Annotated in this window: 12 protein-coding genes and 1 pseudogene; 4 read left to right on the forward strand and 9 right to left on the reverse strand. The window is 66.9% G+C overall.

Annotated features, from left to right (window positions below):
- Nucleotides 1–45: 45 nt before the first annotated feature.
- The 8 genes and pseudogenes from J8I33_RS31245 to J8I33_RS31280 form a co-directional block, all read right to left on the reverse strand.
- Nucleotides 46–600 (reverse strand): type 4 pilus major pilin, encoded by a 555-nt coding sequence (locus J8I33_RS31245; protein ID WP_209939729.1) that lies wholly within the window; start codon nt 598–600, stop codon nt 46–48.
- Nucleotides 601–702: 102 nt separating this feature from the next.
- A complete protein-coding gene (locus J8I33_RS31250; RefSeq protein WP_209939730.1) occupies nt 703–1,779 on the reverse strand; it encodes a type II secretion system F family protein in 1,077 nt (358 codons plus the stop codon).
- On the reverse strand, nt 1,769–3,553 hold the full coding sequence (locus J8I33_RS31255) for an ATPase, T2SS/T4P/T4SS family (protein WP_124554037.1): 1,785 nt from the start codon (nt 3,551–3,553) through the stop codon (nt 1,769–1,771). Before J8I33_RS31255 ends, J8I33_RS31250 begins: the two co-directional genes overlap by 11 nt.
- Nucleotides 3,554–3,557: 4 nt before the next feature.
- Entirely contained in the window at nt 3,558–4,088 is a 531-nt protein-coding gene (gene pilP, locus J8I33_RS31260; protein WP_245172596.1) for a type IV pilus biogenesis protein PilP, read from the reverse strand.
- A gap of 46 nt (nt 4,089–4,134) precedes the next feature.
- Nucleotides 4,135–5,451, reverse strand: coding sequence for a type 4b pilus protein PilO2 (pilO2, locus tag J8I33_RS31265; RefSeq protein WP_209939732.1), 1,317 nt, complete (start codon nt 5,449–5,451; stop codon nt 4,135–4,137).
- A gap of 25 nt (nt 5,452–5,476) precedes the next feature.
- The gene (locus J8I33_RS31270) at nt 5,477–7,222 is read right to left on the reverse strand and encodes a PilN family type IVB pilus formation outer membrane protein (protein WP_209939733.1); all 1,746 of its coding nucleotides are present in this window, start codon (nt 7,220–7,222) and stop codon (nt 5,477–5,479) included.
- On the reverse strand, nt 7,222–8,490 hold the full coding sequence (locus J8I33_RS31275) for a toxin co-regulated pilus biosynthesis Q family protein (protein WP_245172597.1): 1,269 nt from the start codon (nt 8,488–8,490) through the stop codon (nt 7,222–7,224). The genes J8I33_RS31270 and J8I33_RS31275 overlap by 1 nt, the downstream gene beginning before the upstream one ends.
- Before the next feature lie 406 nt (nt 8,491–8,896).
- Nucleotides 8,897–9,224 (reverse strand): annotated as a pseudogene (locus tag J8I33_RS31280) (transposase); the annotation flags it as partial.
- Nucleotides 9,225–9,458: 234 nt separating this feature from the next.
- Here J8I33_RS31280 and J8I33_RS31285 point away from each other — a divergent pair.
- Both J8I33_RS31285 and J8I33_RS31290 read left to right on the forward strand, forming a co-directional pair.
- A complete protein-coding gene (locus J8I33_RS31285; protein ID WP_050011173.1) occupies nt 9,459–10,892 on the forward strand; it encodes a helix-turn-helix transcriptional regulator in 1,434 nt (477 codons plus the stop codon).
- A gap of 181 nt (nt 10,893–11,073) precedes the next feature.
- Nucleotides 11,074–11,541 carry a lytic transglycosylase domain-containing protein gene (locus tag J8I33_RS31290; protein ID WP_124630487.1) on the forward strand — a complete coding sequence of 156 codons (468 nt, stop codon included), beginning with the start codon at nt 11,074–11,076 and terminating at the stop codon, nt 11,539–11,541.
- A gap of 206 nt (nt 11,542–11,747) precedes the next feature.
- Here the strand turns inward: J8I33_RS31290 and J8I33_RS31295 are convergent, their stop codons facing one another.
- Nucleotides 11,748–12,548, reverse strand: coding sequence for a hypothetical protein (locus tag J8I33_RS31295; RefSeq protein WP_245172598.1), 801 nt, complete (start codon nt 12,546–12,548; stop codon nt 11,748–11,750).
- 196 nt (nt 12,549–12,744) lie between these two features.
- Between J8I33_RS31295 and J8I33_RS31300 the strand changes: the two genes are divergently transcribed.
- Both J8I33_RS31300 and J8I33_RS31305 read left to right on the forward strand, forming a co-directional pair.
- Nucleotides 12,745–14,832 (forward strand): hypothetical protein, encoded by a 2,088-nt coding sequence (locus tag J8I33_RS31300; protein WP_245172599.1) that lies wholly within the window; start codon nt 12,745–12,747, stop codon nt 14,830–14,832.
- Nucleotides 14,833–15,092: 260 nt separating this feature from the next.
- Nucleotides 15,093–15,911: a phage tail tip lysozyme gene (locus J8I33_RS31305; protein ID WP_209939734.1), complete on the forward strand. Its 819-nt coding sequence runs from the start codon at nt 15,093–15,095 to the stop codon at nt 15,909–15,911.
- Nucleotides 15,912–16,060 lie beyond the last annotated feature (149 nt).

Raw genomic sequence — 16,060 nt, forward strand, 5'->3', positions numbered from 1 at the left:
GGCTCGTGGCGTCAATCGGAGCGAAGGCCGATACTCGGGCCGCGATCAGGCCGAGGTCCAGATGATGTTCTTCGCACCGCCGGTACACGCCGCCTGAGCGGCGGCAGGCGTTACCGGCACAGTTTGCGTCGCACCGCCGATAGACACGGCCGTCCACGTTCCGCCAGCCGATGCCGCGTTGATGCAGACGTCCGTCGGCACAGAAGCGAATTCGATCGTGAAGGTGCCGCTGCCCGTGCCCGTCACGGTTACCGCGCCACCCCACGCATCGGTAACGGTATTTGCCGCTGTGTCGATGACGAGCGTCGTCGGGATGATGCCGGCGGCAATGGCGACGGTCGTCGTCAGCCCGTTGTAGCCGTTGGTCTGCCCCATATACAGCTTCTTGACGCCGGTCTGGATGGCCGTCACCTGCTCGGCGGTCTGATTCGACGAAGCACTGCCGAATGCGCCGCGCAGCAGCGCAATGGCGCCGATGACGACGATCGCGGCGATCCCGAGATAGGCGATTGCTTCGAGCAGCGTGGCGCCACGCTGCATGCGCCGCGACCCGCGGCTGCCCACCCGGGCGCGAATCGATGCGACGGTCTTGACATTCATGTTGCTCTCCTTGGTTTCCTCAATCGGCACTGAAGAAAGACGTGCCTCTCCTTTCGACACCCGTTCGTTCGCACTGCGCCTACACGTCATTACACGGCACGCTCAATGCAGACTCCGGGCCAAAGCCGCAATTTCCTGCTGAATTCCGAAGAAGCCGCTGATCAGCCACGACAGCACGAGCGCGAGCACGACGATCGCCGCGCCGTTGACCACGCGCATCTGCGCCTCGATCGTCTCCACGCCGTCGGTCATCCATTCGTTGGCGATCGCGTGCAGCGCCTCGGCGAAGCCCTTGTATTCGGCATACACGCACAGATCGTCGACGATCTCCTCCGAAGGAAACCGGTAGCCGGCGTTCTTCATCGCCTCGCCGACGTTGAGCCCCGATTTCACGCCGAAGAGCATGTCGTCGATTCGCCGCCTGAGCCACGGCTTCGCATCGGTGGCGAGCCGCGCGAGCGAGCGTTCGACCGTGAAGCCCGCCGCCTGCAGCGACGAAAACGCGACGAGAAAACCGCAGCCCGTGATGAGCCGATAGATCGAGTAAGGCGGGTAGCGGTCGAGCCAGACCCGCACGTTGCCGGACCAGCGCGGCATCGAGTAAAAGAGCGCCGCGACGAGGATCGCGAGCACCACGAGGCAGTAGATCATGCCGCCCTGCACGAACCGGGACAGCTCGTAGAGCGACTTCGCCACGCCGTGCCAGTGCTCCGGGTTCACGATCGACGCGAAGCGCGGAATCACGATCTGGCCGAAGAGGTACACGTACCCGATCGTCATCGCCACGATCACGCACGGGTAGGTCAATCCGCCGACGACGGCCGTGCGGATCCGGCGGCTGTACTGCACGACGTTGCACACGTTCAGCAGCGCGGCCTCGAGGCGCCCCGACTGCTCGCCGGCCATGACGATCATCTGTTCGGTATGCGGCACCCACCACGCCATTGCCTCGGCCAGCATGCCGCCGTTTTGCACGACGCTGCGCCAGTCCGCGAGCGTCAATGCCAGCGGCTCGTTCGGCTTGCGGCCCTCGTGCGACGCACGCAACTCGAGTTCCTCGAGAATCTTGAGCAACGGCAAACCGTTCGCGAGCATTTTCGCGATCTTGCGATAGAGCCGCAGGCGCGCCTGCGTCGTGAGCTGCAGGCGCGCCCAGCGCCGGTTGAGCTCAAGTGCCATAGCCGCTTCCGAGCGGCTGCGGCCGCCCCCCGCTGCCCGGCATGAACGGGCCGACCACGCGCTCCGCCATGCGCGGATCGACGAGGCCCGCCGCCACTTTTTCGAGCGCGTGCTGCGCGACCGTCTGCCCCGCGAGCTCGCCGAGCCAGTACGCGTGCGCATCGGGCTTGCGCCCGGCGCGCAGCAATTCGCAAAACGTCGCGTCGGTGCGCACGACCTCGGCCACCACGGTCCGGCCGACCGTGCCGTTCTTGCAATGCGGGCAACCGGGCCCGGCCACGCGCACCGCGTCGAACCGCGCGCCGACGGCCCGCTTCACGCGCGCGACGAGCCCCATGTCGAGCTGCGCCATCGACTCGGCCAGCGGGCGCGAGCAGTGCGGACACAGCAGCTTGACGAGCCGCTGGCTGATGAGCCCCGTGACGAGCGATTCGTCCGTCACCATCGCGATCGGCAAGCCGAGATCGACGAGACGGTCCACGATCGCGAGCGCGCCGTTCGCGTGCACCGTCGTCCAGACCTGATGGCCCGTCATCGCGGCGCGCAACGCGCTTTGCGCCGATGCGCGGTCGCGCACCTCGCCGATCATGATCGTATCGGGATCGAGCCGCATCGCATTCGCGATCGCGGCGGCGAACGCGAGCGAGCGCGCCTCTTCCGTCGGCGCGTTGACGACGGGCGTCTGCACCGCGCCCTCGATCGGGTACTCCACCGGATCTTCCACGGTGATGACGTGGATCGAACCGGCCATCTCGCGCAGTTGCTTCGTCAGCACGCGCTGCAACGTCGTGGATTTGCCCGAGCCGGTCGGGCCGCTGATGATGTTCATGCCGTGCGGCTGCTGCGCGAGCAGCTCGAACGCGTTCGCCTGCGCCACCGTGAAGCCGAGCTCGGTCAGGGCCGTCGCCTCGCCTGCATCGTTGTAGAGCAGCCGCAGCACCATGACACTGCCGACGCTCGTGGGCGCCGTCGCGATCCGCACGCCGAAAAGCCGGTCCGGCAGCTTGTCCCGATCGCCGATGGCCGCGTCCTGGCGCTCGTTCGGCTTGTAGGTGTTGTCCGATACGCTCGACATCGCCGCATAAAGCGTGGCGAGCAGCCGCTCGCCGTACTCGCGCGTCTGCTCCGACATGCGCACGAGTTCGTTGTGGATGCGAAACAGAATCTCCGTGCTGAAGCGGTTCACACGGATATGGATATCCGACGCACGCGCATCGCACGCCCGCGCGATCAGGTTCTTCGCGACGACCTGCATCTGCGTGTGATCGATGCGCTCGGCGCTGCCGTCGCGGCGCGGGCCCTGATAGCTGCGCCTGATCGCATCGAGCGCCACGAGCCGCGTCGTATAGCGGCAATTGAGCCGTTCGAGCCGCGCGCAGTACGACAGCACGAACGGATTCATTTCGTGCCCTTCGGCCACGAGCAGCGTGCCGTCGTCGAGCAGGCAGAGAAACTTGCGCTCCTCGTCGCTCGCGGCGAACTCGCCGCTGTCGGAAAGCGGGCGCGCCACGGCGGCGAGCGGCAGCGCCTGCCCCGGCGGCTGGCTTTGCGACGCCGTTTGCGCGGGCTGCACCGAAGCGGCGGCGGCAGCGGCCACGGCGCTCAGCACCGGCTCGCGCGACCGCGCAACGGGCGCGAGCGCCGGCGCGGCCGGGGCCGCGGGCTGAACCTGCGTCACGGACGGATCGGTTTCGATCGGCTTCACGGCGCGCGAGAGAATCAGCGGCGTCACGCTTTTGGGCGTCTTGCCCGGCGGTGTCGGAGACGAACTCATCGCGTCACCTCGCAGACATCGGCAAAGCAGGCAGCGTCGGCACCGGCGGCACGCCGGGCGAGCCTGTCGACGCCACGTTGCGCGCGGGCTGCTGCCGCGCGCTCGCGGAGACGGTCAGCGTCGTGCGCCGTCCGTCTTGCGATGCGAGGACGATCGCACCCGGGCGAACGGCCGCCACGCGCATGCCGTTGGGCAGCGTATCGCCGGGCCCGACGTCGAACTCCGCGCCGTCGCTCGTCGCCACCGTTGCGCCGAGCCTCTTGCCGAGCCCTTGTGTCGCCACGAGCGACACGTCCGAATACGACGAGACGGTACTGCCCATCCGATGCAGCGCTTCTTGCCGCTCCGCCACCTGCGCCTGCGCGTCGAGCTTTTTCAGCTGGGCCTTGAGGATCATCGTTTCCTCTTGTAGCCGCATCAGTTCGTTGGCTGCCTGCACGGCGGCCGGCGTCGGAACGACGTTCATGCGCGGCGCCGCTTCAGCGGGCGCGGCGGCCGTGGCAGTTGCGGCGCCGGCCTCGCCGAACGCGGCCAACGGCCACGCCCCGCAGCAGGCGAGCACCAGTACGGTCAATGCAGCGTCATTTCTCATAGAGCACTCCGTCGAGCGTCCACTGCCCGGATTTGTATGAAAGCGTCTCGACGCGCACACCCGGCTCGTCGAGGTACCTGATGAGGCTGTCGGGCCGCACGTCGTCCAGTTGCGCCGACATGCGCCAGGTCTGCCAGCGCGGCGCCGGGGGCGGCTCGCCGCCCGGGTGCAGGCGGTCCAGCGTTTGCGAAGCGAGGCTGCGCTGCGGCGCGCTTGCCGGCTGCAGCGTGAACGTCAGGCCGATGCCCAGCAACTGGAAGGCGGAAAGCATGCGCAAGCGCACGCCGCGCACGCCCTCGAGCACTTCGTCTCCCCCCACGGGCAATGCCAGCGGCTCCACGTAGCTCGCATGCTCGCCGTTGCCGTCGATCGTCGCGCGCGGCTCCGCCGCCATCAACATCGCCACGTTCGATCCGCCCCGCGACCAGCTGTAGCTGACGTTCGACGCGCGGCAAACGTAGTCGTCGAGTTCCCAGCCGCCCGGCGCGAGGTGCGTGAAGTGATCGAGGCACGCGCGAACGAATGCATCGGGCCGTGGCTCGCTGGCCCACGGGTGCGGCGCTTCGGGCGGTGCCGCGGGCTTGGGCGGATGCAGCGCGAGCTCCGCGCGCATCCGCTCGAACGCCTGCTGCCGCTCGAGTTCCATGCGGTGGCGCCGGTACGCGACGATGCCGGCCGCCACCGCGGCCGCCACCACGATCGCAGCGGCGGCGAGCAGCACCTCGCGCCGCGGTGCGCGTCGCGAGACACGCGACAGATTGAGCCAGCGCGGCAAATGCGGCTTGCCGCCCCGGCGCGGGATCATGTCCTCGATGCGCCGCGCGTAGAAGTTGTGGAACCCCTGCACTTCCAGCTGCGGATCGCCGATGACGACGTTCCAGCCGCCGAGGCTGTAATCGCCGTGCAGCCGCTCGAACACTTCCTCGCTGGAACCGATCCAGTCGCCGTTCGGCAAAAACGCGCCGTCGCGCACGGCGAAGTAGGCCCAGCGCCCGTCGGGCAGATGAAACGCACCGAGCCAGTTCGGCGCCGGCTGCTGGCGTCCGTCGTAGAACGCGCCTTCGGCTGCGATCGTCTTCGACACGAGCGCGCCGAGCGACGGCAAGCCCAGTTGCGCGCCCTCGCGCGTGCTCGCGAAACCCGCGCCCGCGAACGTGCGGTCGATACGCAGCACCATCGCATCGAAATTCAGGCGCGCGGCGAGTTCCACGGCCTCCGCGCGCAGCGCGTGCCGGCGCGAGAGCGATTGCCAGAAAAGGCCGCATATGAAACGCTGGCGGCCGATCTGGATGACTTGCGTCGCCATGACGGTTCCTGTGCCCGAGCGCGCGTCAAGCGCCGTTGATCGCGATCGGCGACAGCAGGATGACGATCACCTCGCGCGTGCCGGACGCGTTGAATCCGCCCATCGCGTAGTTCGACGGATGGCCGACGCCTTGCCGGTTATCCAGATCGGTGATGCCCTCGTAGCCGCTGATGACGAGCGTCTGCCCCGACTTCACCGCGATGCGCTGCAGGAAGTTGCGCGTATCGACGGTCGGCAGCTGGATCTGCTGGTTCGCCGGGCCGAACGGCACAAGGTTCACGAGCGACGAAATGTTGCTGTAGAACTGCATCATGATCGTGCCGTCGTCGAGGATGTGCGGCAGCACCGTGAGGTTGAAGCCGGTCGTGATCGTGCCCGGCGTGAGCGACGTCTGGCTGCCGACGTTGACGGTGTTGGTCGTCGAGATCTGCGCGAGATAGCCTTGCTGCTCGGCCACCTGCACCGGAACGGGCTGATCGTTGAGCGTCGTGATCGACGCCGAGGTCTTGCGGTGCACCGTCCCCTGGGTCGAAAGCGCATCGATGATGGCCGTCGTGCTCGAGGCGCGGCTCGACGGTGTGATCACCGTGGCCGAGAGCTCGCTCGGGTTCTGGATCATGCTCGTGAACGCGGTGGTGATACCGAACTGCGTGCCGAGCGCCTGATAGACCGCGTGCCAGTTGATGCCGTAGCTGTCCTGCGCGGAAAGCGTGACCGAGAGCACCGTCACGTTGACGAGCACCTGCCGCGCGAGCACGCGGTTTTGCTGCTCCATGAACTCGCCCACCCGCTCGAGCACGTCGGGCGTATCGGTGACCGAGATCGAGCCCGTGGCGGGCGAGGTGATGACCGAGCCTACCGGAGAGAGCATCGCCTTGATCGCCGTCTGCAAGCCGTTGTACACCGAAAGCTGCGCGTTCATCGTGATATTCGCGGTGTTGTCCGACGACACGGAGGGCGAACCGGACGTCCCGCCACCGCCTCCGCCTCCGCCTCCGCCGCCGATGCCCGCGCCGCCGGCGCCCGATCCGCCCGCCCCCGCGCTGTTGCTCGACGCGCCGCCGCTGTTGCTCGCCCCGCTCACGACGTTCGTATCCAGCTTCGAGTCGCCCGGAATGGCGACGACCTGATAGACGCGCGTGGCCGTGTAGAAGAAGACGATCGCGCCGTCCTCGTACTTCCAGTAGACGCCGAAGCGAGCCGATGCCGTGTCGAGCAGCCCGCGCAGCGTGCCGCCGGAATACGCGATGCGCACGGGCGAGGATACGCTCGGCACGCGCGCGACCACCGTCGCGGCGCTCGTGCTCGGTGCAGGCCCCTGCAGCAGGCCGGGGGGCAGCGGCGGCACGCCGGGATAGGCGCCGGCGCCCCCCGTATCGACCGCGGTCTGCGTCGCGCGCGCGGCCGCTTCGCTCGTGCCCGGCGCAACCTTGGCCGGCAGGTGCGCGAGGCGCGACATGCGATCGGCGAACATGCGCAGCGAATCGACCGTGCCGTCGAAGCTCGCCGGCTCGTCGAAGAGCTTCGGCAGCGTCGATTTCGTCGCGAGCTTGATCGTCTTGCCCGAAAGCCAGATTTCGTCCTTGACGATGACGTCGTCACTGCCCGGCACCGCGCGGTTGTCGCCGTTCGAGAGCTTGCCGAGCAATTGCCCCGCACGCGCGGTATCGGCCTGCGAGCTGCGCTCGATCCTGTCCAGGAGACCGGTGCACCCCGCGAGCAGCGACAGGCATGCGGCAAGGATGACGAAAGGACGACGGAGGACGCTCATCAACTTGCTCCTTTGGGAACGACGCGCATGACGCGGTTGCGCTGGTACAAGACCACCTGGATCGGCACCTGCGAGCCGGCGAGCGCATTGGTCACCTGACGCAGCGCTTCGGCGAGCGTGCCGTGTATCGTGGCCGTCGCGTCGACCTGAAAATCGGTCGGCACGTCCCAAATGAATTGCCAGCCGGCTTCGCTCGCCCAGCGCGCGAGCGCGTTGCGCACGGAGCCGTCCGACAGGCGCATCTGCCACTCCGTGCGCTCGGGCGGCGCCGCGGGTGCGAACGCCGGCGTGGCGGTGGGCGCCGACGACGGCGCCGGCGAGCCCGGGCCGGACGCCCATTGCGTAGCGGCGAGCAGCGGGGGCTCAATGGCGTCGCGCTTTGCCGGCGTGGGTACCTGCGCTCGCGGCGGTGCCGAAACACGTGCCGGTGCCGATGCCGGCATGGCCGGCCCGGCTGCCGGTGCGGGCGACATCACCAGAGCGGGTGCGGGTGCGGGTGCGGGTGCGGGTGCGGCTGCGGCTGCGGCTGCGGGTGCGGGTGCGGCTGCGGGTGCCGGTGCCGGCACGAGCGGGACCGCCAATGCTGCCGCGTGTGTGCGAGCCGATACCGGTGTTGCGGGCATCGACGTCGAAACGCGCGCCTGCGCCACGGTCTGCGCCTGTCCAATGGCAGGCCCCGCCGCGGGAGCCATCGCCGCCGCGCCCGTGGGCAAGGTGGAAGACGCATTCGTGGCGGCACCGTTCATGCGCGACGCCGCGCCGGCCGCCGCCGGGAAAGGCTGCGGCGCGTCAACGTTTGCGCGCCGCGCGTGCGCAGTCACCGAGAGCAAGCGCATATCCGTATCGATGCGCGCCTGCAGCGCGGGATCGACCGACAGCACCTCGCCGAGCGCGTGCACGACCGACGAGCCGGCGCGCCAGCTCACGGGCGCGTCGGCCCATGCGCCCGCGTTCGGCACATTGATGCTGTAACTCGTCGGCATGATCTGCTCGAGCGCGCGCAGCAACGGAACGTCATGGCCGCCCGTGCGCACGACGCCGCCCAGGCGCTGCCCGCCGTCGACGATGACTTGCTGATCGGAAGCGTGCGCGACCGTGCAGGCGAACCAGACGCCGCCCAGCAGCGCCCGAATTGCCGGCGGTATCGCCGCTATCCAGACATTCGCCCTCGCCCGGCTCCACCTCTTGTCGCTCACGCACCTCGGATGCGCCGGAAGCTCTATTTTTTTTGTTGCCACGTTCTTTTCAATCTGCTTGAACCATGCCAATAGCCGCCCTAAAAGCAGTACCGAAAGGCGTCAGGAATTCGAAAGAAATTGTGTAAGAAAAAAGTAACGACGCGTAAGGATATCACTACAGATCAATGGGTGTTTACGGCAAAGCACACCGCGCCTTTAAGTAAAAAAATACTCTCGGAAAATCGTTCTTTCTCGGCCGGCATGGATGATACAGGCACTGGCGCGAACGCGTCGTCCTCGCGGCACAATCCCCGCCCAGCAAGGCGCTGCGGCCGCTTCCACGTATTTTTTGGACGTTTTGACGCGAATCACGTAATGGCCGCCCGTGGAAATATGCCAGATACAATGATGTGCTATGGCGCCGTTCGCGGGCGAGTCGCCAATTGGGTGCCGTGCGCGAGGTATCCGGAATTCCGCGTGTGACGCGGATTGAGATTCAAACTCCAATGTTTAATCGCTCTGGATAAACAAGCGCGAACCGATTCATGGCGCGCTTCCAATCGTGCCGGGAACCGGTTCACCTGGTCAGGACGTTGCGCAGCGCCATCCAGATCCGTTCGAGCGCTGCCTCATCCGCCGGGAAGCGGTCTCGACCGTCGTTTCCGGGAAGCCCTTCAGGCCGTCGACCACCGCGATCAGGATGTCCTGCACGCCGCGCAGTTTCACGTCGTCGACCGCGCGCAGCCAGAACGCGCGCCTTCGGTCTGCCGGATCCATAGACCGAACACGTCCCGCGTGCCATCGCCGTGCACCGCGCCAGCTACCGCACCGCGGCAACAAACGTAACAAATCACCAAACAATCGCGACGCAGGCCTGCCGCTCGTGCGTGAAAGTCCGCCGCGGCGCCGCCCTCTCCGGCCACCGCCGATGCCGAACCGAAGGTAACAAACCATCACAAACACGCGCTTAAATCGGCCCGCGATGAAAACATGCGCTCACGGCTTCACGAATCGTTTCACGCCGCTTAACGCATCGCTCATCGAGTCAGGAGCACGACATGTTCTCAACGATCTACTTCGCCGCCGCCTCGGCCCTCGCTTTCGACGACACCCCTGCGGACGTCGCCTCGAAAATGCTCCAGGGCCAGTTTCTCGACGCTGTCCGCCACGCCGCACGCCATGCCGATACCGACACGGCGCAAGCCCAGCCCGGCTACGCACAGCTGCAAGTCTGCGCCGACCTCGAGCTGATGCTCGGCCGCCATGAAGAAGCGGAGGAAACGTATCGCCGCGCGCAAAAAGCCATTCGCGCCCATCGCGACGATCTGCGTATCGCGTCGTGCCGCAATACCGGCTGGCAAGCGTTGTTCCGCAACCAGTTCAACGTCGCGCTCAGTTGCTTCAAGCGCGTCGGCGAGGAAAAGGCGGCCACGCCACGCCAACGTCTCGACAGCCTCGTCGGTGCGACACTCGTTTCGTTTCATCTGGGCTTGATCCAGGCGGCGTGCCATCGCCTCGGCGAACTGGCCGCGCTGGCGGCAACGCATGACGATCGCCGCTGGCGCTACCTCGTGGAGGCGCTGCGGCGGGACCTCTTCGCGCAGCACGAACTGCACGGCGCCGAGCGACTCGCCGACCACATCTACTGGCGCTCGGCCATCGCGGAGTTCGAGCCGGGCGAGGCGCCGGTACCCGGCACGCAGCCCGCCGGGACCGTGCTGCCGCTGTTGGCCGAACGACTCTCGCACCTGAACCGGCTCGTGTCGCTGGCCGACGGCCGCACGAGCGCGGGCGAAACGCTCAAGCAATACGTGAGCTGGAGCCGCCAGGCCGGCCTCAACGATTATCACCGCAGCCTGTGCCTCGAAATCACGCTGGCCGCGATCGCCGGCCACGCGACGCCGTTGGCCGAAGCGATGCTCGATGCGTCCGGCGCGGCGAATTCGCAAGGCAGCCAGCATGCGCGCTGGTACCTCGACTACCTCTACTGCCGCGCGAAGATCATGCAGCAGCAGATGCGCACGCAGGAATTCGCGCAGTTCTACGGCCGCTACGCGCTCGCCTCGATTCAGCACGTGCGCGCGGACAGCATGTCGATGCCCGCCGCGGCCGATCACATGCAGGCATCGCGCGCGGCGCAGCGCTCCGACGACGTGAGCGCCCGCCTGCCGGCGAAATACCGCCGCGCCTATCGCTACCTGATGGACAACCTCGACCAAAAGGACCTTTCGGTGCGCGAAGTGGCGTCGCATGTGGGCGTGACCGAGCGCGCGATGCAGGCCGCGTTCAAGAACCACCTCGGGCTGTCGCCGAGCGAGCTGATCCGGCGCCAGCGGATGGAGCGCATTCGCGACGATCTGCTCGACGACGGCGCACCGGCCACGCGCGTGCTCGACGTCGCGAACAAGTGGGGCGTGCGCCATCGTTCGACGCTGGTCAACGGCTACCGGCGCGTGTTCCAGGAAGCGCCCTCGGAGACGATGGGCCGCTGAGGGCAGCGGTGTGCGACGCCAAAGCGCCTGCACTCCCGATCGGTAACACGGCCGGCCCGCGGCTTTTTTCCGCCAACGCCGTCCGACGAAACGCACACGCGTGGGTCGGACGGCGTTTTCATTCGCACGTCGGTGCGAAGCGATTCCCGCACCGCTGCTCTTACCGGATACCGGATGATCCATGATGCGACTATTCATACCCAGGCCGGCGCTCGTGCTGGCGCTTGCCGTTCTGTCCGCGCGGCCCGCCGAAGTGCACGCGCAGACCCTCGACTGCTTTGCGGCGGCCGCGGCCTATCAACATGTGAGCCCCGTCGTGCTGCGCGCGATCGCGTGGCAGGAATCGCATGGCAACGCGAACGCGCGCCATCGCAACCGGAACGGTTCGACCGATTACGGCATGATGCAGATCAACTCGATTCACCTTCCGCTGCTGTCGCGCTACGGCGTCTCGGCGGACGACCTCATGAACCCCTGCTCGAGCGTCTACGTGGCTGCGTGGCACCTGCACAAGATGATGGTCAAGTACGGGAACACCTGGGCGGCGATCGGTGCGTACCATTCGGAGACACCTGCCGAGCGCGATCGCTACGCGCGTTCGGTGGAACGCATCGTCGAGCGCATGAAGCTGGCGGATGACGGGCAGTAGGATGAGCAGGAGCAGCCGGGAGACCCGGCTGCCCGCGAACGTCATCAACAGGGAAAGCGACGTTGCATGAGGAAGTCGTCCCGTATGGCGAGCGCCAAGGCAAGCGCGAAGCGCGGGGACGAAGCAGGAACGAGGCAGGCAGGACGCGTGGACGAACCGCGTCGTTCGCGAGCCGCGCGCGACAACGCCGCGGCCCGCCGTCGCCGTTACTGCCCCTTCGCGGCGTTCGAAATGTTGCTGGCGCCCTTGTTACCCACCGACGCCAGCGCCGATGTGAGCTCCTGCGACTGCTGGTTGACAGCGGCCGCCAACGTGTTCGCGTTGTTGAGCCGCGTCATCTCGCTTTGCTGCTTCATGAAGTCGTTTTGCATCGCCGCCATTTGCGTCACGGGGTCCCCTGCGCCGAGGGCCGATGGACGCACGATGTCACCCGCCGCATGCATTGCAGTGGACGCGACGCCGGGCGGCAGAAAGTGACTTCCGGCATGAAGCGCCGAACTCAGAAACTGTGCACCGACGTTCCCCGCGCGCCCCGGCAGGCTGGCGAAGTTGCGGGGCGGCGGAGGCGGAGGTGGCGGCGCGCCGTCGGCCCCCTTGAAGCTGGACAGCCCGTCCAGTTGGCCTTTGCTGCGCGCGGGCGATTGCTTTTGCGCGCCGTCGGCCGCACCGTTCTTCGTCCCTTCCTCGAACTTCGCGACAGTGGACTGGACGATCCCCGGCCGAATTCCTAAGTTGTTCATGGCGAACTCCTTGAGTGACATGACGATTTCCGTCGCCAGCAACATCGCTCGATGTCGGTGCGGCACGGTCCCCGCATCCCACTCACGCGGAGCGATATCGAGGAATGCAAGCACAAGCTTATGCGCCACGGCATTGCGCAACGCTAGCGACGCGACGCGGCGAGCGAAATTGCGAAGCGCGCATGCGGCAAGTGCGATGAAGTGCGCAAATGGATCCGCGGTCGTCGCACCGGCGCCGGCATCGACGTGCGTTTTTTTGCACGCCACTTCGGAATCGGCAGGCTGCCACCGTCATGTCGTTTTACCTTTCCAACACGAGAACCCACGTTCGCAAAGCGCGAAGACGGAATCGACGGGCGAACGCACGTCGACCGCCTGGACGCGATGAGGCAGCGCGCAAGTCCATCGAGGCCTTTGTCGCGAGGCGACGTCGAACGATCGAAATCAACCGAAAGGAAACGTCATGACGATCAGCAACAGCACGCAAGTACGGTCATCATCGCTCGACCTCCCGCGCAACGACACGCAGCCCGCGCCTGCCCCGCGCCAACGAAGCGCATCGATGACCGGCCCGCGCCCCTCCGGCGGCGCATTGCTCGGCGCGCTGAGCAATGCGCCGGCCTTTCCGGCGCACACCGGCACCGATGCACCGGCGCCGGCGGGCCCGCTTTCGACGACATCGCAACCGGCCGGGACGGCGCAGCCCCCTTCGCCGGCGCTACCGGCACCGTTGCCGGTCAGGCGCAACTCGCTGCCTCCGCGCGCGTCATCGTCGTCAGGCGCTGCGATCGGTCGCGAAGGTGGCGGCTCACGGTCGCTGCCCGGTTCGGGCAAGCTGAGCGCTCAACGTGCAGCCCTGGGAGACGAGACGGTGCCGGTGCTCGACTTGTCGGGGGGCGGGCAGTCGAGCGAAGAATTGCCCGTACACGACGAACCGCAGCCACACACGCCTGCATCGGAGCACGACAGTGCGGCGCCCGTTCAACATCAGGAGCTGGTGGAAACGAAAGCTGCCGGCAAGCAACCGGCCACGTCGCGTTCGGGCAGCCCGTTGCCGCACGAGAAGGGGGCGAACCCGGCGTTGCTCCACCGCGCCGCATCGAACGCTTCCTCATCCGCTCCGTCCAGCCCCGTCTTCGATCAACATAAACCCGAGGGACACGACACGACGCCCCGAAGCCCGCTCTCCCCGAATCCGGCCAGCTTCGCGGCGCCTCACCGCGTCGCGCACGACATCGACATTCAGGATGCCGAAATCCGGCCCGAAGCGACCGTTCCGAGCTCGTCGTCCCGGATAGCACTGGAAACCCGCACGCTGGCCGCCGGGACATCGGTGGCCGAGGATATCTCGGCGGTCGCGGAACCCGAAGACACCCGTCCGGCATCGGCCGTCGCGATCAGCGACCACCTGTCGGCCGCGCTGTCCCGGCCGGGACAAATCCGGTCGTTCATCTCGAACGTCGGCGACATGCTGACTCGGAACCCCTACGGCGCCGCGCAACCGCTCAAAGGGTGGACGGCCAACCTCGTCAACGCGTTCAGTCATGAATTCGTCGCAACCGGCGGCGCCACGCTGTTCCGGGAGTTGTGCTCGATGGCGACCGAAGCCGTCCTCGACAAGGCCGGCGCCGGGCCCGAAACACGCGGCGTCATCACGGCCTCGCTGTTCACGGCGGCGGCGATGGGCAACCTGGTCGCGATGTTGCACAAGTATCACACCGGCGCCGCGGACACGAAAACCTACGCGGGCCACGGTGCGCAGCTCATCGCGCTGATCACGACGGTGGGCCTCGCCGCCCATGCCGGCAAGAACGACGAGGGCAACGGGCATCTTGGGCAGCTCGCCGGCATGCTGCCTAGCGCGATCAAATCGTACGCATACCTGGCGCGCGACGTGATCAACGTGTTCCGCCCGCTCGAAGGCAATCACGACGCCGGCTACGAGCACCCCGTCAGAGGTCAGGCGCTCAACGGCGTTCCGTATTTCGGAAACCAGCTCGCCGTGAACACCGCGCAGGCCAGCTCGCAATGGTCGGCCACGTCCTACGTCGACAGCCTCATTCACCACACGAAGACCAACGCAGCGATCAAAGGCCTGTTCGGCTATTCGGCAGCGAATGCCGCCGGCGAGGGGCTGGATGCGATCGGGGGACGCGTGGCCTCGGAAATCTCGACGCACGGCTTCACGGGCAAGGCGCTCGATGAACTGAAGTCGCTGCGCCTGAGCTGGGGCAAGATCGACACCTCCGAAACCAGCACGGCCAGGCAGCTCGGGGACAAGGCGGCCGGCGCGGGAATCGCGCGTCTCAGCCTGTTCCTCTCCCTTTATGCGGCCACCGCCGTGGTCAATCACGCCGTGGGGGGGAGAAGCGATTGGTCCGCCGGCGATAAGAACTTCACGGAGAACGCGCTGGGTGCACTGCTCATCATCGCGGGATGCCTGCCGTTTGCCGCGAGCACGTCGAGCCCGTCGAACCGGTCGAACGAGCGGCGAACGGTCGACGCCGACAACGCGATGGAACTCGGCGTGATGCATCGCACGACCGCCTGAACACACGGGCCGCGCCGAGCTAGCGAAACGACGAAGGTTCGTGCAGGTGGCCGCATCGGTGGCGCGGCGGCTCGCCTGCCGCAAGCCGCTTGCATCGGCATCGCGGCCGCCACCCGGTTCGGCGGTTCGGCAATCCGGCGACGGCTTCGCATCCGTCAACGCGCTGTAAGCGCCGGGCAATAAATTAGGTTTCGCAGGCGGCCGCTATCGGCCCTCCATCGGCAGCTGATGAATAACGTCATTCTCACGCGGAGAAAATCATGTCTACCACGGCAGTGCAAGGCTATAACGCCGGTTATCTGAACGGCATCGACGATGTCGGCGGCAGCGGCGGCACGAACGAATCGCAGCTCGCACAACTGCTCGAGTTGCTCATCGAAGAAATCAAGCAGATTCTCGATCCCTCCAGCCAGAATTCAGGCGATGCGGGTGGTGTGGGCGGCGTCGGCGGCGGTACGCCTTCGTACTCCGCGCCGCCCGCCTATGCCGGCGGTGGCGGCGCCGCACCCGCTGGCGTGAGCGGCGGCGGTGGCGGCCAGGGCGGTGGCGGCGCGTCGCCGGGAATAGGCGGCGGTGGAAGCGGTGGCGGCGGCCACGGCGGCGGCAACACGCTGCCCACTGTATCGGGCGGCGACGCCGCGCACGCCATCGCACAGGACCTCAAATCGCGCTACGGCCTGACCGACGCGCAGGTCGCCGGCGTGCTCGGCAACCTGCAGCAGGAAAGCGGGCTGAAAGGCAACGTCAATCAAGGCGGAGCGACAGGCGCGCCCTCCGGCAACTTCGCGGACGACAACGCCAACGGTTGGGGTCTTGCGCAATGGGGCGGCACACGCAAACAAGGCGAAATCAACTATGCGAAGGAGCACGGACTCGACCCGGGCAGCCTCGAAGCCAACATCGGCTTCATGAATCAGGAACTCGACACGACGTACAGCAAGACGATCACGGACATCAAGCAGACGACGACGGCGGACCAAGCAGCACTGGTCTGGGACAAGGACTACGAACAGGCGACCGATCCGCAAATGGAAAACCGCAACAAGTACGCCGAGCAATTCCTCGCGCAAGGTCTGTGAACGCGAACGCGTCCGCCCCCCGGGGCGTTTGAAGCGCGCACGATCCCGCCCGATGTCCGGGCGGGATTTTTTTGGTTCATCGAGGATTACCGGGGAACGCGGCGCGGATCTTGAGGAAGAAGTATTCCTCGTCGCGGTACCCGTAGGCC

Origin of the sequence: Burkholderia sp. AcTa6-5, from assembly GCF_017815075.1 — a bacterium.
Taxonomy (GTDB): Bacteria; Pseudomonadota; Gammaproteobacteria; order Burkholderiales; family Burkholderiaceae; genus Burkholderia; species Burkholderia sola.